We start from the raw sequence: 25685 nt of genomic DNA, 5'->3' as shown, positions 1-25685 counted from the left end.
GTCGGGGGCCTCCCATGACCTATGTCGTTGTCGCGGCGTTGTTGGGCCTGCTCGTTTTTATTCATGAACTCGGCCATTTCCTGGCCGCCCGGCTGGTCGGCATCCCGGTGGCCCGGTTTTCCCTGGGCATCGGGCCGGTTCTCGCTAGCCGCACCGTGGGCGGCGTGCGCTATTGCCTCAGCGCCGTCCCCTTTGGCGGCTACGTCCTGCCGGATCTTCGCGACGAGGCGGCCTATCTGGCCCTGCCCCTGGGCAAACGGCTGGTCTTCTCCCTGGCCGGCCCCCTGGCCAATATCCTGTTCGCCCTGGCCGTCTATGCCGTCCTGACCCTGGCCGCGCCCGGTTCCCTTGGCTGGGCCGCCCTGGCCGTCAAGCCCCTGGCCCTGTGCTGGAAGACCCTGGCCGGCATGGTGGCCGGCCTGGGAACGCTGTTTTCCCGACCCGACCAATTAAGCGGCGTGGTCGGCATCGTGGCCGAGGGCTCGCGTTTCGCCGGCGGCGATCTCACGCGTTACGGCATCCTGGCCGCCCACCTGTCGCTTTCCCTGGCCGTATTCAATTTGTTGCCGCTGCCGCCCCTGGACGGCGGCAAGATGGTCTTCGACACCCTGGCCCGCCTGTGGTCGGGGCTTTCGCGCCTGTACATCCCCGTGGCCGTGGGCGGCTGGCTGGCGCTCATTGGCCTTATGGGCTACGCCACGGTCCAGGACGTCTGGAAGTACTGCCTCTAATCGCGCGACGCGCCTCGAACCGCCCCGATTTTCCATCCAATCGTCGCCCGCTGTGGACCAAAACGCCGTCTTCGGGCACCATGCTCGGGCCACGCCCCAAGGAGGAACCCCCATGGCCGTCAGTCCCCTCGCCGGCAAGCCGGCGCCGCGTTCGCTTCTCGTCAACGTGCCGCGCCTGGTCGCCGCCTATTATGCCGTCAAGCCCGATCCGACCGATCCCTTGTGCCGCGTCGCCTTTGGCACCTCGGGCCATCGGGGCACATCGTTCAACGGTTCCTTCAACGAAGACCACATCCTGGCCACGACCCAGGCCATATGCGACCACCGGGCCGCCCAAAAGATCACCGGCCCGCTCTATCTCGGCATGGACACCCATGCCCTGTCCGAGCCGGCCTGGATCACCGCCCTGGAAGTGCTGGCCGCCAACGGCGTCACCGTGCGCGTCCAGGCCGGCCGGGGCTACACCCCGACCCCGGTCATCTCCCACGCTATCTTGACCTTCAATCGCCATCACCAGGGCGTGTTGGCCGACGGCATCGTCATCACGCCGTCCCACAACCCGCCGGAAGACGGCGGCTTCAAGTACAATCCGCCCTCGGGCGGCCCGGCCGACACCGACATCACCAAGGCCGTGCAGGACGCCGCCAACGTCTACCTCGAAAAGAAGCTGGCCGGCGTGCGGCGCATGACCCTGGCTTCGGCCCTGGCCGCCGAGACCACCGAGCAGTACGACTATATCGCGCCCTATGTGGCCGATCTGGCCAACATCTGCGACATGGCCGCCATCCGCGAAGCCGGGCTGCGCCTGGGCGTCGATCCCCTGGGCGGCTCGGGCGTGGCCTACTGGGAGCCCATGGCCGAGCGCTATGGCCTCAACCTGTCGCTTATAAGCGACGTGGTGGACCCGACCTTTTCGTTCATGACCGTGGACAAGGACGGCAAGATCCGCATGGACTGCTCCTCGCCCTACGCCATGGCCCGGCTCATTGAGCATAAAGCGTCCTACGACATCGCCTTTGGCAACGACCCGGACTACGACCGCCACGGCATCGTGACCAAGGGGGCGGGGTTGTTAAATCCCAACAACTATCTGGCCGTGGCCATCAGCTACCTTTTCGCCTCGCGCACGGGCTGGCGCGCCGACGCGGCCGTGGGCAAGACCGTGGTGTCCAGCGCCATGATCGACCGGGTGGCGGCGGGGCTTGGCCGCAGGCTGTGCGAGGTGCCGGTGGGGTTCAAGTGGTTCGTGCCGGGTCTGGTCGACGGCTCCTTCGGCTTTGGCGGCGAGGAGAGCGCCGGCGCGGCCTATCTGCGCTTTGACGGCACGGTCTGGACCACGGACAAGGACGGCATCATCATGGATCTGCTCGCCGCCGAGATCACGGCCAAGACCGGCAAGGACCCGGCCGAGCACTACGCCGAGCTGGCCAAGCGCTACGGCGAGCCCATCTACGAGCGCATGGACGCCCCGGCCACCAAGGCGCAGAAAGCGGCCCTGTCCAAGCTCTCGCCCGAGCTGGTGGCGGCTTCGTCCCTGGCCGGCGAAGTGATAACGGCCAAGCTGACCAACGCCCCGGGCAACGGCGCGGCCATCGGCGGGCTGAAGGTGGTGACGGAAAACGGCTGGTTCGCGGCCCGACCGTCGGGCACCGAGGACGTCTATAAAATCTACGCCGAAAGCTTCCGGGGGCGCGACCACCTCAAGGCCCTCCAAGCCGAGGCCAAGGAGATCGTGGACGCGGCTTTTGCCGCCGCCGGCGTGTAATTCCAATGCTATTGCTAAAGTGAAGCTACATGACAAATGAGGTGTTGATAGATTGTATATTTATAAAACATAACTGTCGTTATGTTTTATAATAGGTATAATGCCCACTGGCGTCCCCGGCGTACCTGACGCCCTCGACGCCGACGCCCGCCGGCTTTTGGCCGCCCTGGCGGCCGAGCCGGACGCGCCCTTTCCCGGCCGGGTGCTGTCCGGCGAGACGGCCCTGGGGCTGGGCTACGGGCCGGGGATGGCCTGGAAGCTGCTGCGCCGGCTCTTTGCAGCCGGATACTACGAATACGACATTTCGGCCTACTGCGGACGGCTCACCGAAGCCGGTCGGCAGGCCGCCAAAAGGATCGACGTCTTATGAAACTTGCTCAGCATTGTCTTTCCGCCGTTCCCCTGGCCCTGGCCGGCTACGCCGCCTCGGGCGGCCGTTTTTCCGGCGCGGTCATGGCCGGTTTGTCGAGCGTGCTTATCGACTGCGACCACGTGTTGGACTACCTGCTCTACAAAAAACGCTGGGGCGGCATGAAGGATTTCTTCGCCAACTGCGAGGAAGGGCGGCTGCCCAGGCTTTATCTGGTGCTGCACTCCTTCGAGTTCGTCATTTTCCTGTGGCTGCTGGTCGGTTTCGGCATCGCCGCGCCCTGGGGCGTGGGGCTGACCATCGGCGTGACCGGCCATCTGCTGCTGGATTGGGTGGGCAACCGCCATGTCGTCAAGCAGTCGTTTTACTGGATGTCCTTCCGGGCCATGCATCGTTTCGACGGCAACCAACTGTACGTCACGCCGCCGGTTTCACTGGAAGACCCTGCCGAGGAAAGCGCCCGGGCCTAGCCCGCCTTTCCGGTCCACGACGGAGCCGGGGAAGCGATTCGGACAACGGGCGGGGCTTTGGGCTGCGCCCGTTTATTGGTTGTCCTGGCTACGTGGGGATTACCGGAGAATGTTGAAGTGATGCTTGAGGTGGAAGGCTTCGGCCTTGACGCCGCGACGCGGGGTGTTAGCCCCGCTTGGCCCGCCGCACGGCCTGGCACAGCGACTTGGCCGGAGCGAAAACCTTGATGCGGGCATCGGGGTCGAGGGTCAGCCCCATGGAGTCGATGAGATAATCCCGGGGCGAGATGCCAAGGGATTCCAGGCCCGTGGTCCGCTCCAGGTGGAAAAACTCCCCCCAGCTCGTGGCGTAGAGAGTGTCGATGCTTACCGTCGCGCGTTCTTCGCGCGGGGCCGTCATGTTGACCACCAGCAGGGCGGCCGTGACCTTCTCCGGCGACAGCCCCCAGGACAGGGGCGGGTTGAAGGTCGCCCGGGCCGGGAACAGGTCATGGACAGCGGACAGGAGCCCCACGCAGTCGGGTAGGGTGAGCGGGGCCGGCAGCAGCGTCGCCTGGACATGCAGGCCCGGCCGGTAGAGTTCGTTGGCCACAAGCCAAGCGGCCAGCCGCACCACAGAAAGTTCCTGGCGCAAGGTCTCCTTTTGCCGGGATTTGCGCGCGCCGCCGCGCACGGCCGGCTCTCCCCTGACCACCAGCCCCGCTTCGCGCCCCTTGCCGTCTTCCAGTCCTATCTCCAGCGAATCGAAGAGATGCCGTCCCGGCCGCAAAAACGGCAGCCGCATGACCTTGCCCACCCGTTTGGCGAAGCTGGCCGCGATGCGCCGCGACAGCATGGCCTGGTCGCGTTCGGTCAGTCCGCCGGCCGCGCCAAGTTCGGCGCTTCTGTTCTTGAGGCGTTCGTAGGCCTTGAGGAAATAATTGGAAATGGCGTCGCAAAGGACCATGCCCTGGGCAAAGCCGGTCTCGGCCTCGGCCCCGGCCTTCTTGGGCAGGGGCGGGCAGGAGCCGGTCGCCGGCGGGGCGTAGGGAAAGAAGTGGTCGAGGATGGCCTCGCCGGTGCGGCTGGCGTATTCGTCGCAGGGGTCGAAGCCGGTCTTTTGCAAAAAGGCCTGGCGCAGCAGCTCCATGGCCCCGGCTTGGCCGCTTTCCTCGTAGTGGCGGCTGACTTCCTTAAACAGCAAGGCATAGGGATCGCAGCGCCACAGCCCGCCCTGGTTGGCCAGGATGGAGGCCTTGAGGGTTTCGCACAAAAGGCTCGGCCGGCCGGGGTGGGCGGCATACTTCTCCAGCAAGCCAAACTTGATGATGGATTTGAACGGGCTCGTTAACGATTTGACGATCATCCACAGCGACGCGCCAAAGTATTCGTCTCCGGCGATGGCCCGCACACAGCCGAAGTCCAGGCAGTCGGCGGCCACATCGGCGGCGGTGCGGCCAAGGGCGGCCATGGCCTTGGCGTAGCCTTCCTCGGCGATGTCCGGCGGCAGGCACCACCAAGCCGGCTTCTTGCCGGCCACCACCAGGGCCGTACGGTAGAATTCCTCCTTGAGCAGGCAGCCCTGGGCCGATCCATAGCCCTCGTCGGCGGAGTAGCCGAAGATGTTGTCGCGGATGTCGGACACACTCATGAGGAAAAAGTGGATTTCGAGATTGTGGTCGCGGTCGGCTTGGCGGCTGACGGCGTCGAGCTTGTCCTGAAAGGCGGGCAAATCCGGGCGGGTGGCGTCGGCCTCGGCCAGGACGACCCAGACGTCAAGATCGGAGTCGTCGGTCTGGGCCACGGTGCCGACGCTGCCAATGGTATAAACGGCCTCGATTCGGATGGCGTCGTCGGGGAGGGTGGCTGCTTCTGTGGCGCGGTCGCCGAAATGAGCGGCAGTCAGGCGGGCGGTGGCGAGGTTGGGGACCTGCCCGGCGATGCGGGCCGCCGGGGCCGGGCGCAGGCCGTTGTCGTCGCGCACCAGCGGCGCCTGGACCAGGGCCGGCAGCATTTCCAGGAAGGCCGCCCCGTCCTCGCCGAGCCGCCGTCTGGCCCAGGCCAGGCGGCGTTTGTTGTTGGCGAGCATGGCCAGGCGGCGGCGGCGGTAGTCCCGGCCGGCCAGCACGATGTCGCACACCGCCGCAATCAGACGCAGCCCCGGGCCGTCGGCCAGGGCCGAGGGCAGTGTCTGTCCGGCCTCGGCCGCTTCGAGGATGGCCGAAGCTTCGTCTCGGGCCACCGCGCCCAGGATGTCGGGTTCGTCGGTGGGGCCAATGAAGCGCGATTTGGCGAAATAACAACCTTCGGTGCGTACACTGACAAAACGGATGCGGACAAACGCCGCCATCTCGAACAGGCAGTCGGAAAAAACCGCGCCTTGGCAGGCGCAGTCGTGGACCACCGCCCGTACCAGGCTGACAGCCCGCAGCCGGCAACGGGTCAGGGTCAACCCGGTCAAGGTCGCGCCGATGAAATCGCAGGCCAGGGCGTCCAGGCCCGTCATGGCCACATCCTCGCCAGCCAGTCCGCCAAAGGCGCAAAGCCGCATGTCGCAGTCGATAAAGCGCACCTTGCGCAACACGGCTTCGGAGAACCGGCAGTTGAGGAAGCGGCAGCCGTCAAAGGTCACGTTTTCCAGGCGCGCGCCTTCGAAATTGACGTCCGCGAACTGACTGGCGCTAAAAACGGTTCCGGTCATGGCCGCGCCCATGAGGCTGACGGCTTTGAGCGAACACCGGGCCACTTCGACGTCGGCCAGGACCGCGCCGTCCAGGGCAGTCCACATGATCTGGCGTTTTTCCAGGCGCGCGCCTGGCGTGGCCAGTTCCCGGCGCAGGTTGTCGGCCGGTTCGCCGGAAGTCCCGGACGGCTGGGCAACCAGGGTTTTGACGCGGCTCCAGAGGCCTTTGCCGGATTGGCCGGCGGCCGTGGCCGGCCCGGGCAGGGGCGCGCGGCCTGGGAGAGGGCGGGCGGCGGCCCGGGCGCGGGCGGCCAGATCGGCGGCCAGGACATCGACAAGCACCTGGTCGGTCGCGCCGGCCTTGGCCAGTCCCCGGGCGGCGGCCTGGACCGGCCCGGGCAGGGCGGCGGCCAGCACGGCGTACACGGCGCAGACCATGGCCCGGCGGCCCTGGGGCGGCAGGGCGCGCACCGCCTGGTTGTAAGCGGCGTGGGATAATCCGGCCAGGCACGGGGCCAGTTCGGCCACGCGTCCGGGCGCGGCGGCGGCCAGGGCGGCCAGGGACTGGGCCGCTTGGCCTTCGTCGCACCGGGCCAGGGCGCACAGGGCGGCGGCGGTGAGCGAAGCTTCCGGGGTGTCGACCAAGGCCCGGGCCGGGGCGGACACGACCGCCGGATCAAGGCCGGGCGTTTCGGCCAGGGCGCGGCAAATGATCTCGGCCGAGACTTCGTCGAGGTCGCCAAGGCGCGCCGCGAGTTTTTCCACCAGCCCCGGCTCGCGCAGCCGGCCGGACACCCGAGCCATATAGCGTATCTGCTCGGCCGAAAGGTCCATTTGCAGCAGCCGGGCGAGCCACATGCCCAGCCGTCCCCGGATGAGCGCGTTTCGCAGGGGCAGGGCCGGGTATTCGTGGCGGTTGGCCAGGAGGTCAAGCAGGATGAGCAACTCGTCGGGGATGCGCTCCACCACGTCCTCGAGGACTTCCAGGCACAGGGCGGCGGTCTTGGGGCGATCGGCCCGGGGGCGGCGGAAAAAGGCGTTGGCGAAAAGGAGCTTTTCCTCGTCGCGAAGGCCCGAGAGCAGGGAGACGGCCAGTTCCTCGGGCAGGGTTTCCAGGTGGGTCACGGCCAGCACCTCGCCCTCGACGCCCAGGCGAAAGAGCAGGGGAAAGGCCTGTCTGGCGAAATTCTCGTCCCCGGCGTCGAGCAGCGCCGCCAGGAGAAAGGCCACCTCGGAGGCTTCGGCGGCGGTGGCCGGATCGTCCACGCCGCCCCGGTCGATAAAGGCCAGGGCCTGCCGGGCCAGGGGCAACAGCGCGCCGAGGTCGGAACCCGGCGGCTGGGACAGGCCCGTGCGCAGGGTCCGCATGATGGCCCGGGCCGGCGAGCCCGGCCGGCTCACGAGCGGCTCCGCTGGCGGGAAAAAGGCGGCCTAGGCCCGGGGCGCGGCGTCCACATAGAAGGAAACCTGCTTGCCGGGGTTTAAATACTGCAGCACGTCCGGAGCGAGGTCTTCGGGACGCAGCGCCTTGACCACGGTCAGTTCGGTTTCGATGGTCAGATCGATGATCAGCGCCTCGCGCTTGGGAATGTCGGGGTGGTAGACCTTGACGCTTGGGCGCAGGGAATCGCGGATGTTGGCCGAGACCACCATGCCCTGCATGGTGTTGGACAACTCGACCAGGGAACCCGGCGGATAGACGCCGAGCTTGCGGATGAACATGGTCACGGCCTTGGGGTCCAGGGGGCCGCGCTTTTTGTAGAGGGCCTTCATGGCCTCGTGGGGCGTGCGGACGGGCGTGCCGTCCTTGGAATTGCACAACCGGTCATAAACATTGGCCACGGCGGCGATGCGCGCCCCGAGCGCCACGGCCGCTCCCTGAAGCCTGGCCGGAAAGCCCGTGCCGTCGAGAAGTTCGTGGTGCTGGAGCACCAGCATCTGGGCGGAAGGCGGAAACCCGGGCACGGCGGCCAGCATCTTGGCCCCGATTTTCGGGTGCTCCATGTAGTATTCCTTGAGCACCTTGTTCATGGTGATCATGTTGCCCTTGGAAAACCGCTGGATGGGGATGCGTCCCTTGCCCACATCGTGGAAAAGCGAACCGATGCCCACTTCCTCGATGGCCGCTTTGTCCAACCCCATTTCCTTGGCCAGCATCATGGAAAGCACGGCCACGTTGAGGGCATGGTAGTGCTTGGCCTCGTCGCGCATTTTGGCCGTCATGACGTTTATGAGCACATCAAGGTCCGAAAGAAACGTCTCGGCCATGGGGCCAACCACTTCGCCGGCCGCTTCCAGGACCTCGGCGTTGGGGGAGCTGACCTTTTTAAGCGCCTCGACCACCTTGTCCATGGCCTTTTCGTAGCGCTTCTCGCAGGCGGCGAAGCGTTCGAGGCGATCCTTGTTGCGTTCGATGGTTTCGCGCTTGAGGCTGGAGAGTTCGGCCGAGACCGGGGTGCGGGCGGCGGTCCAGGGGCCTTTCTGGCGTTTGCCGGCCAAGCCGTCGAGTTCTTCCAAAGAGATGGGCAGGCGGTCGGATTTGTCGGGGATGCAGTAGACATGGGCCAGCCCCAGGGCCATGACCTTGGCCACATCGGCGTCGGTGCGCAGCTTGAAGCCTTTGGGCGGAAAGGGGTGGGCCAGTCCGGGCTCGTCGATGCGGATGAAAAGCCCAGGACACAGTTGTTCCACCAGTATGGGGTATTCGTCTATATGCATGGTTGGTCCCGCCAAACGCCGTCGCCAGGGCGGCTCGGCCCTAGCGGCTTCGCGCCGGCATCACAGGCTATACGCGCGGGGAAAAAAAACTGTCAACTCGGCGACTTTGGGTCTCGGGCCGCGACGCTTGCCGAAAGGCCCTCAGGCCGGCTATGGATTGGCGAGAACCAAAGAAAAACCCTATGCAACAGCCCCCTTCTTCGCAAGCCAGGCCCCGGTCGGGCCACAAGCCCGTCAAGGGCGTGTTTTCCATTGAATCCCAGAAGTTTCTCGGCATCGGCGGCATCAATCGGGCCGGGCAGCGGCTTTTTTTCTACGCCGAGCAGCCGGCCGATTCGGACCAGGTGCTCATGCAGCGTTTAAGCCGCGACTTCATTCCCACTGGACCCCGGCGAGCCATCAGCCGGGAACAGCTTTTCACCCAGTACCAGCCCGAACCCTCGGTCTACCTCAACAAGGTCGTTCCGGTCATGCGCCGGCTGGAGGAGGCGGTCAGCGCGGCCGACGGCCATCGGGAACGCCAGGAGCTTTTCGCCGCCGAATTCGAATACAAGGGCGTGCTGCAACTGGACGAAGAACATGTCCGGGCGGCCTTTGGCCTGGGGCTTACCTATCTGGAACGCCAGGAGAAGCATAACGCTGACGTGGTCTTCCACAAGATCATGCGCATCGAAGCGGCGTTTACGCCCGAGCACAAGCACCTGTTCAACGAATTCGGCATCCAGATGCGCAAACTCGGCATGTTTGACGAGGCCATGCGCTATTACAGCCAGGCCTACCGCCTGTGCAACACCGACGAACATTTGCTCTACAACATGGCCCGCACGCTATTTGAGAAAGGGCGCGTGAAAAGCTGCCGGGCCATGCTGGGACAAGCCCTTCGGCTCAATCCTGAATTCCCGGAGGGGCGGGCCTTTCTGGCCTATCTCGAATCCCTGGCCCGGGGAGAGGCCGCCACGGAACCGCCGCTTTCCGCCGCTACCCTGGAAAAACCTCCCGGCGTCCTGGACGAACCGCCGCTGGCCCAGGGCCATTGACAGGGCGCGGCCGGCTCTGCAAAGATGGCGCGTTTCGCGCCCCAGCCAACGGCTGAGACTGGACGTGGTCGCGTCTGGCCGCAGAAAGGAGCAATGCCATGGGCAACGTCAAGGTTGGCGTCAAGTTGTTCACCTCCGTGTGCGTCACCGCGCTGCTCACCCTGGTCGTCGGCGTTCTCGGCTATCAGGGCCTGGTCGGCCTCGGGTCGGCTTTGTCCCGGGTGACGGGCGACGCCTTGCCGTGCGTGGCCGGTCTGGGCATGGTCAAGGAAGGCCTGCTTGCCGCCCAGTCGGCCGAGCGCACCATCCTCGTGCCGGAACTGGCCAACTCCAAGGAATTCGAGCGCCAGCGCGAGAATCTTCGGGCCGGCCTAGCCTTGGCCGACGCCGGGCGCGAGATTATCGACCGCATGCCCCTGGATGAGGAAGAGACCGCCCAGTGGAAGGCCTTCAACGAAGCCCTGGCCGCCTGGCGCAAGACCAATGCCCAAGTCCTTGAGCTGGTCGCCGCCGGCAAACGCAGCAACGCGCTCACGCTCTCCATCGGCATGTCCCAGCTCTCCCAGAAAAAAGCCATGGACGCGCTCGGCTTTCTTCTTGAGCGCAGCCGAAGCCAGGCCGACGCCCTGGCCGTGTCCTCCCTGGAAGACGTCCACCGGCGCACGATTTTCCTGACGGCGGCCGTGGCCGCCTGTCTGCTGTTTTCCGCCGCTCTGGGCATCGTCATCACCCTGTCCATCACCCGCCCCCTGGGCAAGGGCGTGGCCTTTGCCAAGGCCGTGGCCGAAGGCGATCTCGAAGCCCGCCTGGACGTGTCCGGCCGGGACGAAATCGCCGAGCTGGCCGCCTCCATGCGCCGCATGCTCGCCGCCCTTCGCGACAACATCGCCGCGGCCACGGCCCGGGGCGAGGAGGCGGCCAGCGAGGCGGCCAAGGCTTGCCAGGCCATGGAAGAGGCCGACGGGCTGCGTCTGGCCGCCGAGCGTGCCCGCCGTGACGGCATGCAGCAGGCCGCCGAGCGCCTGTCCGAGGTGGCCGGAACCCTGTCCGCCGCCGCCGCCGCCTTGTCGGGCCATGTGGCCCGGGCCACCGATGGCGCTCGCGAGCAGTCCTCGCGTCTGGCCGAAGCCGCCGCGTCCATGGGCGAGATGAGCGCTACCGTGCTCGACGTGGCCCAAAGCGCGGCCACGGCCGACGCCACCGCCGCCTCGGCCCGGGACAAGGCCAGCGCCGGCGCCGACGTGGTGCGTCGGGCCATGGCCGGCATCGGCACGGCCCGGGACAAGGCCCAAACCCTGGCCCGGGACATGGACGCCCTGGGCGGTCAGGCTGAGGGCATCGGCCGGGTACTTGGCGTCATTGCCGACATCGCCGACCAAACCAATCTTCTGGCGCTCAATGCCGCCATTGAAGCGGCCCGGGCCGGCGAAGCCGGGCGCGGCTTTGCCGTGGTCGCCGACGAGGTCCGCAAGCTGGCCGAAAAAACCATGGCCGCCACGGCCGAGGTCGGCCAGGCCGTGCGCGACATCCAGGCCGGGGCGCGCCGTAGCGTGTCCGGCGTGGGCGAAGCCGTGACCGCCATCGAATCGGCCAACCAACTGGCCGGGGAGTCCGGCCAGGCCCTGGCCACCATCGTGGGGCTTGTGGAGACGGCTTCGGATCAGGTGCGCTCCATCGCCGCCGCCTCCCAGCAGCAGTCAGCGGCCTCGGATTCCATCGAGGCGGCCGTGGCCGCCGTGGGGTCGGTGTCCCAGGACACGGCGGAGGCCATGGAGCAGGCGGCCCAGTCCCTGGCCGACCTGTCCGAGCAGGCCCGGGTCATCGAGGCGCTCATCGAGGAACTGCGGGGCGAGGCAACCATGGCGGCCCTGCCGTCCTGATCGGCCGAGCCGCCTTGACCCGGCCGGGTAAAGCGCCTACACATGGGCGTTTCCGTTTCGGGTATGCGGCGCCATCATGACGCCATCCGGGAAGCTCCCCGGGAAACGCTCCAGCACGAGGGTTGGATCATGGGTGTTCGGACTGATTTCATCTGGATGGACGGCGCGATGGTGCCCTGGGACCAGGCCAACGTGCATGTCCTGACCCATACGCTGCATTACGGCGTGGGCGTGTTCGAGGGCATCCGGGCCTACGAATGCACTGACGGCTCGTCGGCCGTTTTTCGCCTGAACGAGCATATCGAGCGCCTGCTCGGCTCGGCCAAGGTCATGGGCATGAAGGTTCCCTTCAGCCACGAACAGTTGGCCGAGGCCTGCGTCGAGACGCTTAAGGCCAATAAAATGACCGCCGGCTACATCCGGCCGCTGATTTTCATCGGCTCCGGCGAGGCCATGGGCGTCAACCCCGGCCCCAACCCGGTGCGCGTGGCCATCGCCGTGTGGCCCTGGGGCGCCTATCTCGGCGCCGAGGCCCTGGAGCGCGGCATCCGCATCTGCACGTCGAGCTACACCCGCCATCACGTCAATGTCATGATGACCAAGGCCAAGGTGGCCGGCAACTACGTCAACTCCGTGCTGGCCAAGACCGAAGCCCTGGCCGACGGCTACGACGAGGCCTTGCTCCTTGATCCCACCGGCTACGTGGCCGAAGGCTCGGGCGAAAACGTCTTTATCGTCAAAAAAGGCGTCATCAAGACCCCGCCCTTGACCTCCATCCTGGCCGGCATCACCCGGGACAGCCTCATCACCCTGGCCAAGGAGCTCGGCTATGAGGTGGTGGAGCAGCTTTTCACCCGCGACGAAGTCTACATGGCCGACGAAGCCTTTTTCTCCGGCACCGCCGCCGAGCTGACCCCCATCCGCGAACTCGACCGCCGGGTCATCGGCGAAGGCCATGCCGGACCGGTGGCCAAGGCCCTGCAGGCCGCCTTTTTCAAGGTGGTCAAGGGCGAAAACCCGGCCTACGCCAACTGGCTGCGCCGTTACAGCCTGTAACCGTTACCGGGCGGCTGCGACCGTAGTGCAGCCGCCCGGACCGCCTCGATGAGCACAATAAGCCTTACCGCCAAATACCGGCCCCAGCGTTTCGCCGACGTGGCCGGGCAGGACGCCGTCAAACGCATCCTGTCCCGGGCCGCGGCCGAAGACCGTATCGCGCCGGCTTATCTTTTCAGCGGCACTCGGGGCGTGGGCAAGACCACCCTGGCCCGGGTGCTGGCCAAGGCGCTTAACTGCGAGACCGCGCCCACGGGCGAACCTTGCAACGTCTGCTCCCAATGCCGTCAGATCACGGCCGGGGTCTCCCCCGACGTTATCGAGATCGACGCCGCCACCCATGGCAAGGTCGACGACGCCAGACGCCTGAAAGAAGACGTGGGCTACGCGCCGCTCAACAGCCGCTACAAGGTCTTCATCATCGACGAAGCCCACATGCTGACCACGGCGGCTTTCAACGCGCTGCTCAAAACCCTGGAAGAGCCCCCCGGACGCGTCACCTTCATCCTGGCCACCACCGAGCCCCACAAGTTTCCGGCCACCATCATCAGCCGTTGCCAGCATTATCTGTTCAAGCGACTGGCCCAGAGCGAGCTGGAAGCCCATCTGTCCAGCGTGCTCATGCGCGAGGCCGTGCCCTACGAGGCCAAGGCCGTCAGCCTCATTGCCCGGCGCGGGGCCGGCAGCGTGCGGGATTCCATGTCGCTTTTGGCCCAGGTTCTGGCCCTGGGCGGGGCTGAACTCACCGAAGCGGACGCCCGGGGCGTCCTTGGGCTGGCCGGCCAGGAAGTGTTTTTCGGACTCATCGAAGCCATCCGGGCCGAGGATGGGCCGGCGGTGGTGGAGCTTTTGCGCCAGGTCCTGGACAAGGGCCTGGACATCGGCTTTTTCCTGCGCGAGCTGGCCTCCATGTGGCGCAATCTGTTTCTCCTGCGCCAGGCTGGTGAGCGGGCCCTGCCCGTGGTCGATCTGCCGGCCGAGGAGGCCGGGGAATGGCTGGTCTGGGCCGGACGCATCGAGGCCGCCCACATCCATGCCTGCTGGCAGATGACCCTGGAGGGCCAGCGCCGGGTCCAGACGAGCCTGGAGCCGGCCTTGGCCCTGGAGCTGCTGCTGCTCAACATGGCCTATCTGCCGCGCCTGCTGCCGTTGCAAAATCTCGCTTCCTGCGCCGCGCCGGCGGCCTCCGGTCCCGGTGGCTCGGGCGGGTCGTCCGGTCGTTCCGGAGGGCAGGGCGGCGGGTTGACCCCGCGCCAGCCCCAGGGCGGGCGTCCCGGCGGCTACCGGCCCCAGCCCCTGGCCGACCAGGTTGCGCCCTACGGTCAGCCCGAGACCGGTCCCGGTCGGGACCAGGGCGGTTACGGTCGGCCGGCCGCCGGCCTCGACGCCGCGCCGCCCACCGCGCAGTCCGCCGCTCCCCGGAGCTATCCGCCCCAGGCCGCGCCCCCGGTGTCCCGGTCTGAAGCGCCGACGCCCCATGCCGCGTCCGGTCCGGGCAACGGCTCGACTCCCCCGGCCCAGGCCCCGGCCGCCGCGCCGGCTGCCGGCGGCTACGCCCCTTCGGGATCAGGCCAGTCTGCGTCTTTCGCCGCTTCGGGCCAGGGCCATGGATCATCCGGGCATGATGACGTGCCGCGTCCGCCCCAAGCCGCGCCGGCCGGCCCCCGCACCTGGGACGGCTTTTTGCGCCAGGCCGGCCGGGGCAGCGACATGGTGGCCCTCAAGCACGCCCAGGGCACGTTTTCGCCCGATCCGGCTCCGGGTGAGCTGGTCGTCAGCTGCACCAACGCCTTTCATCGCGGCCGTCTGGCCCATCCCGACAAGCTGCGCCAGCTGACCGAAGCCGCCGAAGCCTATTTCGGCCCCGGCGTGACCGTGCGTCTGACCGAAGGCGAGGCGGCAAATGACCGCATGTCGCCCCATGACCTTCGGGACTACGTCGACAACCACCCGGAAGTGCGCCAGGCCGTCACGGCCTTTGACGCCGAAATCATCGAACGAAAGCCCCGCTAGAGGAGGTAGCCCATGAAAGGAATGAACGAACTGGTTCGCCAGGCCCAGGTCATGCAAAAAAAGATGGCCAAGCTCCAGGAAGACCTGCAGGAGCGCACCGTGGAAGGTACGGCCGGCGGCGGCATGGTCGTAGCCGTGGTGTCCGGTTCCAACGAACTGAAGTCCCTGGCCATCGACAAGACGGCCGTGGACCCCAATGACGTGGAAATGCTCCAGGACCTGGTCCTTTCCGCCGTCAACGACGGCATCAAGAAGGCCAAGGCCATGATGGAAGCCGAAATGGGACAGATCACCGGCGGCATCAAGGTTCCCGGCCTGTTCTAACCAACCGGCGGCGGGAAGGGGCGACCCCTTTTCCCGCCGCCCGCGCCCCTACGCGGAATCCCGAACATGGCATCCCAGACGACCCTGCCCGTCCCCCTGGCCGAACTCGTGGACCAGCTGGCCAAGCTGCCCGGCCTTGGCCCCAAGTCGGCCCTCAAGGTGGCCATGACGCTCTTGGAGTGGCCGCGCCCCCGGGCCGACGGCCTGGGCGAGGCCATCTTGCGCCTGCGCGAGCGGTTGTGCCTGTGCGTCCACTGCGCCTCGCTGTCCGAAACGCCGGTCTGTCCGGTGTGCGCCGACCCGTCCCGAAACGGCGAACAGCTCTGTCTCGTGGCCCAGTGGGACGCCATCATGCAGATGGAGGAAACCGGCCTCTACGCCGGCCGCTATCTGGTCCTGGGCGGCCTGCTTGATCCGCTGGAAGGCGTGTCGCCTGGCCAACTCCGCCTGGACGTGCTGCGGGCCAAACTGGCCGAGGGCGCGGTCACGGAATGCATCCTGGCCCTTGGCGCGACGCTGGCCGCCGAAACCACCGCCTCCCATATCAAGAATCTGCTGGAGCGGGAGTTTCCGGCCGTGCGCCTGACGCGGCTGGCCCAGGGCATCCCCCTGGGGGCCGAGGTCAAGTACGTGGACAAGGAAACCCTGTCCCAATCCCTGCGCTATCGCCAGGACCTCTAACTCTCGGACGCCGCCGCAAACCCCATGGCAGTCGAGCTTACGGTCGAAATCGAGACCGTCACCTTTTTCAACGAGGAAAACGGCTACCTCATCGCCCGGGTCGGCTCCAAGGCCGAACCGGGACCGTTTTCCATTGTCGGGCGCATGCAAAAGGTCACGCCCGGCGAACTCTTGCGGGTCACCGGCGATTTCGCCACCCATCCCAAGTATGGCCGCCAGTTTCAGGTGACCACCGCCGTGCGCGAGATGCCGGCCACCCTAAACGGCATCCGCCGCTACCTGGCCTCGGGTCAGATCAAGGGCGTGGGCGGCATTTTAGCCTCGCGCCTGGTGGACGCCTTTGGCGAGAAGGTGCTCGACATTCTGGACAAGGAGCCGGACAAGCTGCTTTCCGTGGAAGGCGTGGGCAAGAAAAAGCTGGCCGAGATCAAGGCCTCCTGGGACGCCCAAAACGAGATCCGCTCGCTGATGCTCTTTCTCCAGACCCACGAAATCGCCACCACCCACGCCGCCAAGATCCAGCGGCTTTACGGCAACGCCGCCGAGGCCCGCATTCGGGCCAATCCTTACGAACTGGCCTATGAAATTCGCGGCATCGCGTTTAAGACCGCCGACGCCATGGCCCTGCGCCTGGGCTTTGCCTCGGACAGCCCCGAGCGTGTCCAGGCCGCATTGGCCTATGTGCTCTTTTCCATGGGCGAGCAGGGGCATCTGTTCGCGCCCAAGGACGTGCTTTTCGAGAAAACCGCCGCCCTGGTCGGCGACGTGGCTTCCGAGCGCCTGGAGGAGGGGCTTGGCGGCCTGGAAGAACTCAAGCGGGTCAAGGTCGAACCTCTGCCCGAGCAGGGCATCGAAGCGGCCGTCTATCTGCGCCACTTCTATGCCCTGGAGACCGAGATCGCTCGGCGCATCCACGACTTGGCCGGCCATCCCGGCGCGCAATTGCGCGGCAAGGTGGAAAAGCTCCTGCCGGCCCTGGAGTCCGAGGCCCGCATCCAGCTTTCCCCGGAGCAGCGGCAAGCCGTTATTGACGCCTGCGCCAACAAGGTCTTTGTCATCACCGGCGGACCCGGCACCGGCAAGACCACCATCACCCGCATGGTGGTGGCCGCCCTTGACAAGCTGTCGCTAAAAGTCAAACTTGCCGCGCCCACGGGCCGGGCGGCCAAACGGCTTTCCGAGGCGACCGGCCAGCCGGCCGCCACGCTCCACCGCCTGCTCCAGTCCACGCCCGACGGCTCGTTTGCCGTGTGCGAGGACAACAAGCTCAAGGCCGACGCGCTGCTGGTCGACGAGGTCAGCATGCTCGACGCCAGGCTTTGCGGGCACATGCTGCGGGCCTTGCCGTTTACCTCGCGGCTTATTCTCGTTGGCGACGCCGACCAGCTGCCGTCGGTGGGAGCGGGCAACGTCCTGGAGGACGTGTTGGGCAGCCAGTCCGTGGGCAGCGCGCGGCTCACGCACATTTTTCGCCAGGCCCGGGAAAGCATGATCGTGGTCAACGCCCACCGGGTCAACAACGGCCAGTTCCCCCAGGCGGCCGAGAAAAAGCCGCCCGAGGCCGATTTTTTCTGGGTCGAGCAGGACGATCCGGCCGCCGTGCGCGATCTGATCGCCACGCTGGTGGCCGAGCGCATCCCCCAGGTTTATGGCCTTGATCCCATGCGCGACGTGCAGGTGCTCTCGCCCATGCACAAGGGCGAGGCCGGCACCCAGGCGCTCAATGAAGCGCTTCGGGCGCGGCTCAATCCTTCGGGGCCGACGGTCATTCGGGGAAACGCCATTTTTCGTCTGGGCGACCGGGTGTTGCAGACGAAAAACAATTACGAAAAGGACGTCTTCAACGGCGACCTGGGGCATGTCACGGCCGCTGACCCGGAGGAGGGCGCGCTGGTCGTCTCCTTCGACGGGCGCGATGTCCCCTATGACCGCACCGAACTCGACGAACTGGCTCCGGCCTATGCCGTAAGCATTCATAAGTCTCAGGGCAGCGAATATCCGGCCGTGGTGGCCCCGTTTTTGACCCAGCATTACGTGATGCTGCGTCGGAATTTGATCTACACCGCGCTGACCCGGGCCAGGAAACTGGCCGTGCTCGTGGGCAGCCGCCGGGCGCTCACCCTGGGCCTCAAAAACGCCGGCGGCGAGCGGCGCTACACGCACCTCAACTACCGCCTGCGGGAACTTTTCAATGTCTGATCGCCCAAACGCCGGGACGGCCCCGGCTTCATGGAGGAACGGTCCGCGATGCTTGTAAAGAAAGCCGCCAGTTTGTTTGTGCGCTTGGCCCTGGTGGGGGGCTGTCTGGTCTATGCCTTCTGGGGACTCAATTTTTCCGAACTGTGGGACGCCATTACCCGTTTTGATGACGTGGCCCTGTTCTGGACGGTGCTTTTTTCCTTTGTGGGCTACGGCGTCATGGCCCTTCGCCTCAATTTCCTGTCGGGCTTTTGCGCCGGCAACTGGGTCTGCTTCAAGGCCTTTCTCATGTCCATGGCCGTCAACAACATCGTTCCGGCCAAGCTCGGCGAACTGGCCAAGGCCTTCTATCTGCGCCGGGAATGCCGATTTTCGCTCTCGCGCAGCATCACCATGGTTTTCTGGGAGCGCTTTTTCGATTTAAACGCCATCCTGGCCATGGGACTGGTCGTCGCCTTCCATTTCAACCTCAAGATGGCTTTTGTGCCTCTGGGCGCAGCCGTGGGCGGCATCTGGGTCGGACTATGGGTGGTGCGCCACTATCCGGATTTTGTCGGCCGCATCATTGAAAAACTGCCGTCCAACCGGCTGGCCGAATTTCTGGCCGAGCTTAAGCTCCAGGTGCTCCATGGCGTGACCCCCAGCTTCATGACCGTGCTGGGGCTTTATACCCTGGTCTGCTGGGTTCTCTACGCCGGTTCCACCTTTTTGGTGCTTTTATGGGTGGCCGACCTGCCCTTGACCGTTGGCCAGGCAGCGGCGGTGTTCGTCATTTCGTCCCTTGGCATGGCCATGCCGTCCTCGCCCGGAGCGCTGGGCGTTTTCGAGGCGGCGGTGGTCTTTTCCCTGGGGCTTTTTAGCGTGGACAAAGCCCAGGCTCTGGCGACTGGCTTGGTGCTCCACATGGTGCAGTACATTCCGGTCACCGTGGCCGGTCTGCTCGTGCTGGCCAAAAGCGGACTGAAACTCAGCAAGATCCGGGAGAGCGACGAAGCTCTGGACGCCACGCCCGAGGCCGGGAAATAGCGATCAAGCCAAGGAGGCGACATGGCCCATCCCTGCGCGCTGACCATCGCCGGCTCCGACTCCGGCGGCGGGGCCGGCATCCAGGCCGACCTCAAGACCTTCATGATGCAGGGCTGTTACGGCCTGTCCGTCATCACCGCCCTGACCGCCCAGAACACGTGCGCCGTTTCGGCCATCGAAGCGCCGACGCCGGGCTTCGTGGCCGAGCAGTTGCGGGTTGTGCGGGCCGATTTTCCCATTCGGGCGGCCAAGACTGGAATGCTCTTTTCCGAGGTCATCATCGGGGCAGTGGCCGAGGGGCTGGCTGACAAGGATTTCCCCGTGGTGGTCGATCCGGTTTGCGTGGCCCAGTCCGGGGCGCGGCTCCTTATGCCGGAGGCGGTGGAGGCGATCCTGACTCGCATGTTGCCCCTGGCCGATCTGCTGACGCCCAACCGTCTCGAAGCCGAACTGCTGGCCGGCCTGCCCATCGGCGGCAAGGCCGACGCCGACGAGGTCATCCGGCGTCTTCTGGCCCGTGGGGCCAAGGCGGTGCTGCTCAAGGGCGGCCATTTCGAGATCGGGCAGACCTCGGACAGCCTGGTGACGGACCGTCTGGTTCTGGCCGACGGCCGGGAATGGGTGTTGTCGCGGCCCTTTGTCGCCACCCGCAACACCCACGGCACGGGCTGCACGCTTTCGGCGGGCATCGCCGGTCAGTTGGCCTTGGGCAAGGCCTTGCCCGAGGCGGTGGAGGCGGCCCGGGACTATCTGCAGCTGGCCCTGGAAACCGCCTGGGATCTTGGCGACGGCGACGGGCCGGTCAACCACTTGGCTCCGTATGAGCGCCACCTGTCCGAATCGGCCAAGCAAGCGTCTAAGCATTGATCCGGACGGAATTTTCTGAGCGCGCCACCTTGGCGATTGTCTTGGCTGCATCTTTCACGTAAGAAAATATGCCCCGCGCGGGGCACATGTGCGAGAGTGGCGGAACTGGGAGACGCACCAGACTTAGGATCTGGCGGCTTAGGCTATGGGGGTTCGAGCCCTCCCTCTCGCACCAAACTGATTTTATAGGGATTTTTTCACACCTCTCTGCCCTTAACATACGCGCTCGTCTAGTCTGCCCCAAAGTCTGCCCCAAAAAACAGGGCAAATTTGGGGCTTTTTTTATTTGGGGCAGGCCATGTTCAGCCTGATTTTCACCCCATCTTTTGCTGGGGCTGCCCGCCGGGCCGACCACCCCAGTTTCGGGCTTGGGAAACGAAAAGCCCCGCCGGAGCGGGGCTTGGTGGTGGGCCAGGGGAAGTGTGCGGTCGCGTCATTGCGCGTCACTTTCATGAGCTCCGTTAGCGGGTCCGTCCACGAACGACATATCCACATCGACCAGCGTCCAGGCCACATCCTGGTATACCGGATCGTCCTTATAGTGCTCCACGCTGCTGGGAACCGGCTTTTCGGTGGCGTCTTCCAGCATAAGTTCGACCGCTTCCTGGACGTTCGCAAGGGCCTCTTCCAGGGTGTCGCCGGCGGTGTTGCAGCCGGGGATGTCCGGCAGGGTCACGCCGTAGGCCTTGCCTTTTTCACTGAAGACCGCAGCGGGGAAATGCATAACGTTCTCCTGCCTCTGTCGACGTTCTCTTTCTACAGAAAAACCTTGTATGAGGTGTGCAGGGCCTTAGCCAAGATTTTGGTCAAGAAAGGACAGGTCCACTTCAACAAAGGCCAGGAGGCCGCCTTCGGCCTCAGCCATCCCCAGCACATCCGTGGCCGGGCTGGCCTGGGGAGCTTCGCCGGCATCGAAGAGGCAGGCTTCCACCGCCTCTTGGACAGCGGCAAGAGCTTGGTCCAGGGTGTCGCCCGAGGTGAAACAGCCAGGCAGATCGGGAATAGTCACGCCGTAGCTTGTGCCGTCGTCGGTATGCAGGATGGCCGGGTAGGGACGTTTCACAGAAAAACCTTGTACGAAGTGTTCAGGGCGTCGGCCAAACGCTTGGCCATCTCCTTGCCGATCGGCCTTCTGCCGCGTTCCATGCCGGAGATATGGGACTTGTGGACGCCGATTGCAGCGGCAAGCTGCGCCTGGGTCATTTCGCGCAGGCGACGCATGCCCCGCAAGGCGTCGCCCGGCCCAAAACCGGCAAATGCCTCTTCGGCCGGAATGTCCGGCTCCAAAGCTTTTTCGATGGCGCGGACTACGTCGTCAACCCGATCTGCTGGAACTACGACGCTGATCACCACGAATCCGTCAGCGCGGAAGGTTTTTGTAATTTCCAACATAGGCTGCCCCCGTCTGCACGCTCATCCTTCCCGCAGCTGTTCCCATTCAATGCCCATTGCGTCCGCAATCTTTTTCAGCGTGGTCACGCGGGGGCGTGCATCTTTGGCTTCCATCTTTGCGTACGCCGGTTGGGAGATGTTCATGCGCCCGGCTACCTCGCGTTGGGAGAGTTTCAAATGCTCCCGCCAAGCACGAATCAAGCTCATATCCCCTTCGAGGTTGAGCACGACCACCTCGTGGGGGATAAAGACCTCCTCGTCGGCCTTGCCCTCGAAGTGTTCCTCGAAATCTTCCCACGAAATGACAGCGTACAGGGGATTCCCATCGGGTCCATGGATAATTTGGTGCTTAATAGGTGCGTTCATCGCGCTTCTTGACCTCCTCAATGCGAATGACACGGATTTCGTCTTCGTGGACGGTGAAAAGGACGCGGTAGCGACCAACGCGAAGTCTGTAACCCTCGCGGCCAACCAGGGCTTTGACATTTTGGCAGGTTGGCCAGGAGAGGAGGCCTTCAACAGCCTTGCGGATGACCGGGAATTGTTGCCGGTAGATCTGGGCTGCCTGCTTCAATGCCTTTCGGCTCCACTCAATACGCGTCATGATTTCCTGATAACCTTTGATAGCTTTTTGTCAACAAAAAGGTTGTCGAGCCGTTTGACTTGTCCGGTGTCTGTAACTCCCAGGCGGGGAGATTTACAGCCAGTTCAGGCGGGATAGCGAAGGGGGAGCCTATGGCCACGCCACGAAACCGGCGCCCTGACTCCGGGCCGGCAGACCTGACAGGGATGCTGCTCCGCAATGTGCCGCCCCACAATCTTGACGCCGAGCAGGCCGTGCTTGGCGGGGTGCTCATCAAGCCGTCGATCCTGGACAAACTGGGGGTCGAGCTGCGCCGTGTGGATTTCTACGATCCCCGCCACCAGATGGTCTGGGAGGCGATGGTGGGCCTGTGGCGTGATAACAAGCCAGTGGATCTGATCACATTGGCTGCCGCGCTGACTGCCGCCGGACAGCTCGATCCAGCCGGCGGCCCGGCCCACCTGGCCGAACTGGCCGGCTGTGTCGTGTCGGCAGCCAATATCCTGCACCACGCCGGCATTGTGCGGGCTATGTCCAAGCGTCGGTCGATGGCGGGCATGGGCCGGCGCATCATTGAGATTGCCTACGATCCGGAGCGTGAGCCGGCTGAGTTTGTAGCCATCGCCCAGATGGCGTCGGATGCTGTGCTCAAGGACCGGCTGGATACCCATGGCGAGACGCCGGATGAATTTTTGGACCCCTATACGACCTACCTGGAAAAGCTGGAGCAGTCGGGCGGCGGCGGGGTGCCCACGCCGTTTTGGAAACTCAATGGATTGATCCGCTCGTTCATGCCCGGGGAAATGATCGTCGTGGGGGCGCGGCCAAGCCACGGCAAGACGGCCCTGGCTCTGACCTTTGCCGAGCACGCTGTGGGGCTTGGGCATCCCACCGGGATATTCTCCCTGGAGATGGGCAGGCACCAGCTCCTTAACCGCATGTTTTCCTCAGGGGCTGGGGTGGCGGCCCAGCGATTCCGGGACGGCAAGTTTTCCGACGAGGACTGGTCCAGGATCTACGCCCACTGCCAGCGCATGAAGCAGATGCCGCTTCGCATCTACGACAAGCCGGCACGCAAGCCGTCCGACATCCGGGCCGCCTGCCGTCGCTGGCGACAGGACGGGGGGCTCGACATCGTGTTTATCGATTATGCCCAGCTCATCCCGCCCGATGGCCACCACCAGAACCGGGAACAGGAAATCGCGGCGATTTCCCGATCCGTCAAGCTCATGGCCGAGGATCTGGCCGTGCCGGTGGTGCTGCTGGCCCAGGTGAACCGCGAAGTGGCCAAACGGAAGTCGCCGAAGCTGGTGGAATCCGATCTCCGAGAGTCCGGAGCCATCGAACAGGACGCGGACATCATTCTCTTGATCCAGCCCTGGGATCGTTCGGGCCGCGAGGACATCCAGTTCACACAGCTGACCGTGGCCAAAAGCCGCAATTCCATGACCGGCGATGTGCCGGTCGCGTACAATCGAAAACACGTGCGATTTGAGTCGGATGAACGGCCATTGTGAGAGGGATCATGCAGCTGCATGCAGCTGCATGAATGTGGATATGCAGGCGTCGGATAACTTTGTGCAGAGGCGGTGGCAGAATGGGATACGACTTCCGGGTGGAGTCCACATGGCGGACACATCCAAAATTTATCCTGCTACGGCAGCTATATGGCAGCGAAGGCATTGACGCCATTTTTACGCTTTGGGCGTTTGTGGCGGAAGAACGCAACAAAGGCGTACTTGAAAACATGTCGGACAGACACATTGCTGCCGCTTGTTGTATCGACCCAAAAAACATCGATCCATCTGAATTTGTAGCAAATCTTGTTGAAATTGGTTTTTTGGACCGACGGGAAGACAGGGTTGTCGTCGTGCATAACTGGGACAAACGGCAACCCAACATCTGGGCGCGCGGTGAGAAGAACCCTGTGAAGGTCGCAGCGGCAAACGCCCGATGGCAGAAAAATGACGACTCTTCTTTCGTAAAAACAAAGAAAAAACAGGGTGTTGAGAATGCCGATGCACCTGCAATGCAGTGCATGGGTTCTGCAATGCCCCATCCCATCCCATCTTATCTTAAATCTCTCTCTCTAGCCCCTGACGGGGAGAGAGCGAGAGAGCTGGTCTTCGGCCTCATGTCCAAGTCCAGCCCCAGAGCCAGGCCGAAAGCCCCGGACAAGTGGCCGGCGATGCTCTTGGGGCTCCTCGAGGCCGGACACAGCCTCGAGGAGATCGAACGGGCCACGCGCTTCGCCCTGCAGGACGCCTTCTGGCGCTCGAGGATCCTCTCGGCCAAGGCCTACCGGGAGAACTTTGCCCAGATTCTTGACCAGGCCGTGAAGGCTGAAGAACCAGATCCTGGATGCAACGAAGAGGGGAGAGGCCAGGGAATGAGCGTTGAAGCGTGGGAAGCGTTGAAGCAGAAGAACAAAGCACAACGTCAGTTTGCTGATGAAGCGGTTAATGCAAAGCCGCCTTAACTCAAAAAACGGGTTGATGCAGATTGATATTAATTTATTGAATCAACACATTTCGTAAGGTAGAGTCAACATAAACGGGAAGTAGTGGCTCGCATGGCAAAGGCGAAGTTCACCGATGAAGATTACCTTGCCTGCCGCAAGGAGGGCCTGAACCAGAAGCAGATGGCCCTGCGCTTTGGCATTTCCGAGGCCAGGGTGTCGGTCGTGAAGCGCCGGTGCGAAACGGCGCTGGAAGCGGCCAGCCCGCAGTTCGTCCAGGTCGAGGTGTTGGCACGCCAGCATGACGCCCTGGAACGGCTGGAAAAGCTGGCCCGGCAGGCCACGGATCTCGTGGAACTGTTCCGCCAGTCGCTGGAAGGCGACGCCGATGCCCGGCGCAAGCTGGAACGTCTGGCCGGACGTCGTGGCGAACTGCTGAAGGCCTACATCGCCTTGCTGGGCGAGAACCGCAAGATGCTCGAACTGGACAACACGATCAAGAAAACCAAGTTCGACATCGAACGCGTGATGCAGTTCCAGGCCAAGGTCATGGAAGTGCTGCAGCGCGCCGCGCCGGATCTGGCGCGCCAGGTCGTGGAAGAGTTGATGGCGCTTGATGCGACCCAGAACGCCCTCGATTACGGGCTCAAAGCGTCGGAGTAGGTTCGTCGTCTTTTACCCAAAAGACGACGAACCGAAAAAGGGGGATTCGCCATGAATACAGCGTGTTGCCAAGACAATGCCGCGACGGTGCCGGCTCCTGGCCCGGACGGACGTCGTCTAAAGCCCGTGGCGGTTCCGAAAGACGACGAAACAAAGAGCCGGAAAAAGCCGCCCAACAACCACGCGCCCAAGGGCTCGGCCATCGCCGTGGACCCGATCAAAAGCCCCAGGGCGCTGGCGACCATTGCCAGGCTCTTGGCCGACCGGCCGCGCGACCACGCCCTGTTTGTGCTCGGGATCCACTCGGCCCTGCGGGCCGGCGATCTGCTGGCCCTGACCGTGGGCCGGGTCAAGGCCATCCTGGCCGATCCGGACGACGGCGACGTGGTGCGCGAGAGCAAGGAGCACAAACTGCGGCGGATATGCGCCAACAAGGCCGTCAGAACGGCCGTGGAGCGGCTTTTGGCCTCCAGGCCATGGCAAGATGGGGATTTGCTGTTCCAAGGCAAACGCGGGCCGCTGACGACGTCCTGGCTGCGCCGCATGGTCATCGGCTGGTGCGAAGCCGTCAACCTGCCCGGCCACTACGGTTCGCACACCCTGCGCAAAACCTTCGGCTACCAGATGCGCGTGAACCACAACGTGGACATTCCCACGCTCATGGCCGTGTACAACCACGCAACCCAGAAGCAGACCCTCGATTACTTGTGCATCCAGCCGGACGAGATCCGGTCGGTGTACGCCATCGAGCTGGTGTGAGGAGGGGCCATGGCGCGCAAGTCCGGCGGGA

General features: G+C 64.8%; 24 protein-coding genes and 1 tRNA gene. 18 read left to right on the top strand and 7 right to left on the bottom strand.

The genetic code is table 11. From position 1 onward, the window contains the following. The first annotated feature begins 14 nt into the window (after positions 1 to 14). From DMR_RS12135 to DMR_RS12120, 4 genes are all read left to right on the top strand, one after another. Positions 15 to 731, top strand: coding sequence for a site-2 protease family protein (locus DMR_RS12135; RefSeq protein ID WP_015861210.1), 717 nt, complete (start codon positions 15 to 17; stop codon positions 729 to 731). Positions 732 to 843: 112 nt separating this feature from the next. Beyond that, on the top strand, positions 844 to 2496 hold the full coding sequence (gene pgm / locus DMR_RS12130) for a phosphoglucomutase (alpha-D-glucose-1,6-bisphosphate-dependent) (protein WP_015861209.1): 1653 nt from the start codon (positions 844 to 846) through the stop codon (positions 2494 to 2496). A 100-nt stretch (positions 2497 to 2596) separates the two neighbouring features. Further along, entirely contained in the window at positions 2597 to 2866 is a 270-nt protein-coding gene (locus tag DMR_RS12125) for a hypothetical protein (protein ID WP_015861208.1), read from the top strand. After that, positions 2863 to 3336: a hypothetical protein gene (locus DMR_RS12120; RefSeq protein WP_015861207.1), complete on the top strand. Its 474-nt coding sequence runs from the start codon at positions 2863 to 2865 to the stop codon at positions 3334 to 3336. The genes DMR_RS12125 and DMR_RS12120 overlap by 4 nt, the downstream gene beginning before the upstream one ends. Positions 3337 to 3502: 166 nt before the next feature. Here DMR_RS12120 and DMR_RS12115 read toward each other — a convergent pair whose 3' ends face one another. Then, a complete protein-coding gene (locus tag DMR_RS12115; protein WP_043600611.1) occupies positions 3503 to 7399 on the bottom strand; it encodes a class I adenylate cyclase in 3897 nt (1298 codons plus the stop codon). Between the two features lie 30 nt (positions 7400 to 7429). After that, positions 7430 to 8716 (bottom strand): HD-GYP domain-containing protein, encoded by a 1287-nt coding sequence (locus DMR_RS12110; RefSeq protein WP_015861205.1) that lies wholly within the window; start codon positions 8714 to 8716, stop codon positions 7430 to 7432. 182 nt (positions 8717 to 8898) lie between these two features. Here DMR_RS12110 and DMR_RS12105 point away from each other — a divergent pair, with 182 nt between their 5' ends. The 10 genes from DMR_RS12105 (at position 8899) to DMR_RS12060 (ending at position 19974) form a co-directional block, all read left to right on the top strand. Then, positions 8899 to 9753, top strand: coding sequence for a tetratricopeptide repeat protein (locus tag DMR_RS12105; RefSeq protein ID WP_043600609.1), 855 nt, complete (start codon positions 8899 to 8901; stop codon positions 9751 to 9753). A gap of 98 nt (positions 9754 to 9851) precedes the next feature. Continuing rightward, a complete protein-coding gene (locus tag DMR_RS12100; RefSeq protein WP_015861203.1) occupies positions 9852 to 11633 on the top strand; it encodes a methyl-accepting chemotaxis protein in 1782 nt (593 codons plus the stop codon). A gap of 129 nt (positions 11634 to 11762) precedes the next feature. Beyond that, on the top strand, positions 11763 to 12689 hold the full coding sequence (locus DMR_RS12095; RefSeq protein WP_015861202.1) for a branched-chain amino acid transaminase: 927 nt from the start codon (positions 11763 to 11765) through the stop codon (positions 12687 to 12689). A 48-nt stretch (positions 12690 to 12737) separates the two neighbouring features. After that, positions 12738 to 14702 (top strand): DNA polymerase III subunit gamma/tau, encoded by a 1965-nt coding sequence (gene dnaX, locus DMR_RS12090; RefSeq protein ID WP_015861201.1) that lies wholly within the window; start codon positions 12738 to 12740, stop codon positions 14700 to 14702. Between the two features lie 12 nt (positions 14703 to 14714). Further along, on the top strand, positions 14715 to 15026 hold the full coding sequence (locus DMR_RS12085; RefSeq protein ID WP_015861200.1) for a YbaB/EbfC family nucleoid-associated protein: 312 nt from the start codon (positions 14715 to 14717) through the stop codon (positions 15024 to 15026). Between the two features lie 66 nt (positions 15027 to 15092). Beyond that, entirely contained in the window at positions 15093 to 15707 is a 615-nt protein-coding gene (recR, locus tag DMR_RS12080) for a recombination mediator RecR (RefSeq protein WP_015861199.1), read from the top strand. Between the two features lie 24 nt (positions 15708 to 15731). Further along, complete coding sequence (locus DMR_RS12075) at positions 15732 to 17906, top strand: SF1B family DNA helicase RecD2 (protein WP_015861198.1); 2175 nt, start codon at positions 15732 to 15734, stop codon at positions 17904 to 17906. 48 nt (positions 17907 to 17954) lie between these two features. Then, positions 17955 to 18932, top strand: coding sequence for a lysylphosphatidylglycerol synthase transmembrane domain-containing protein (locus DMR_RS12070; RefSeq protein WP_015861197.1), 978 nt, complete (start codon positions 17955 to 17957; stop codon positions 18930 to 18932). A 21-nt stretch (positions 18933 to 18953) separates the two neighbouring features. Then, positions 18954 to 19799 carry a bifunctional hydroxymethylpyrimidine kinase/phosphomethylpyrimidine kinase gene (thiD, locus tag DMR_RS12065; protein WP_015861196.1) on the top strand — a complete coding sequence of 282 codons (846 nt, stop codon included), beginning with the start codon at positions 18954 to 18956 and terminating at the stop codon, positions 19797 to 19799. A gap of 90 nt (positions 19800 to 19889) precedes the next feature. Beyond that, positions 19890 to 19974, top strand: a tRNA-Leu gene (locus DMR_RS12060). A 258-nt stretch (positions 19975 to 20232) separates the two neighbouring features. Here the strand turns inward: DMR_RS12060 and DMR_RS12055 are convergent. The 5 genes from DMR_RS12055 to DMR_RS12035 form a co-directional block, all read right to left on the bottom strand. Next, a complete protein-coding gene (locus DMR_RS12055) occupies positions 20233 to 20523 on the bottom strand; it encodes a type II toxin-antitoxin system HicB family antitoxin (RefSeq protein WP_015861195.1) in 291 nt (96 codons plus the stop codon). A 66-nt stretch (positions 20524 to 20589) separates the two neighbouring features. After that, entirely contained in the window at positions 20590 to 20862 is a 273-nt protein-coding gene (locus DMR_RS12050) for a type II toxin-antitoxin system HicB family antitoxin (RefSeq protein WP_015861194.1), read from the bottom strand. Continuing rightward, positions 20859 to 21191 (bottom strand): helix-turn-helix domain-containing protein, encoded by a 333-nt coding sequence (locus DMR_RS12045; protein WP_015861193.1) that lies wholly within the window; start codon positions 21189 to 21191, stop codon positions 20859 to 20861. The genes DMR_RS12050 and DMR_RS12045 overlap by 4 nt, the downstream gene beginning before the upstream one ends. 21 nt (positions 21192 to 21212) lie before the next feature. Then, entirely contained in the window at positions 21213 to 21557 is a 345-nt protein-coding gene (locus DMR_RS12040) for a helix-turn-helix domain-containing protein (RefSeq protein WP_015861192.1), read from the bottom strand. Continuing rightward, positions 21541 to 21795 (bottom strand): type II toxin-antitoxin system RelE family toxin, encoded by a 255-nt coding sequence (locus DMR_RS12035; protein WP_015861191.1) that lies wholly within the window; start codon positions 21793 to 21795, stop codon positions 21541 to 21543. The genes DMR_RS12040 and DMR_RS12035 overlap by 17 nt, the downstream gene beginning before the upstream one ends. A gap of 185 nt (positions 21796 to 21980) precedes the next feature. Between DMR_RS12035 and DMR_RS12030 the strand changes: the two genes are divergently transcribed. From DMR_RS12030 to DMR_RS12015, 4 genes are all read left to right on the top strand, one after another. Beyond that, entirely contained in the window at positions 21981 to 23291 is a 1311-nt protein-coding gene (locus DMR_RS12030; protein ID WP_232502781.1) for a replicative DNA helicase, read from the top strand. An 80-nt stretch (positions 23292 to 23371) separates the two neighbouring features. Next, positions 23372 to 24253, top strand: a complete 882-nt coding sequence (locus DMR_RS12025) for a hypothetical protein (RefSeq protein ID WP_193763664.1) — start codon at positions 23372 to 23374, stop codon at positions 24251 to 24253. A 93-nt stretch (positions 24254 to 24346) separates the two neighbouring features. Beyond that, a complete protein-coding gene (locus DMR_RS12020) occupies positions 24347 to 24895 on the top strand; it encodes a hypothetical protein (RefSeq protein WP_015861188.1) in 549 nt (182 codons plus the stop codon). Between the two features lie 126 nt (positions 24896 to 25021). Continuing rightward, positions 25022 to 25654, top strand: a complete 633-nt coding sequence (locus DMR_RS12015) for a tyrosine-type recombinase/integrase (RefSeq protein ID WP_043600605.1) — start codon at positions 25022 to 25024, stop codon at positions 25652 to 25654. Positions 25655 to 25685 lie beyond the last annotated feature (31 nt).

The sequence above is a fragment of the Solidesulfovibrio magneticus RS-1 genome (assembly GCF_000010665.1).
Classification (GTDB): Bacteria; Desulfobacterota; Desulfovibrionia; order Desulfovibrionales; family Desulfovibrionaceae; genus Solidesulfovibrio; species Solidesulfovibrio magneticus.
The sequence above is the reverse complement of the archived record's forward strand: the minus strand, read 5'-3'. Positions and strand labels throughout refer to the sequence as shown.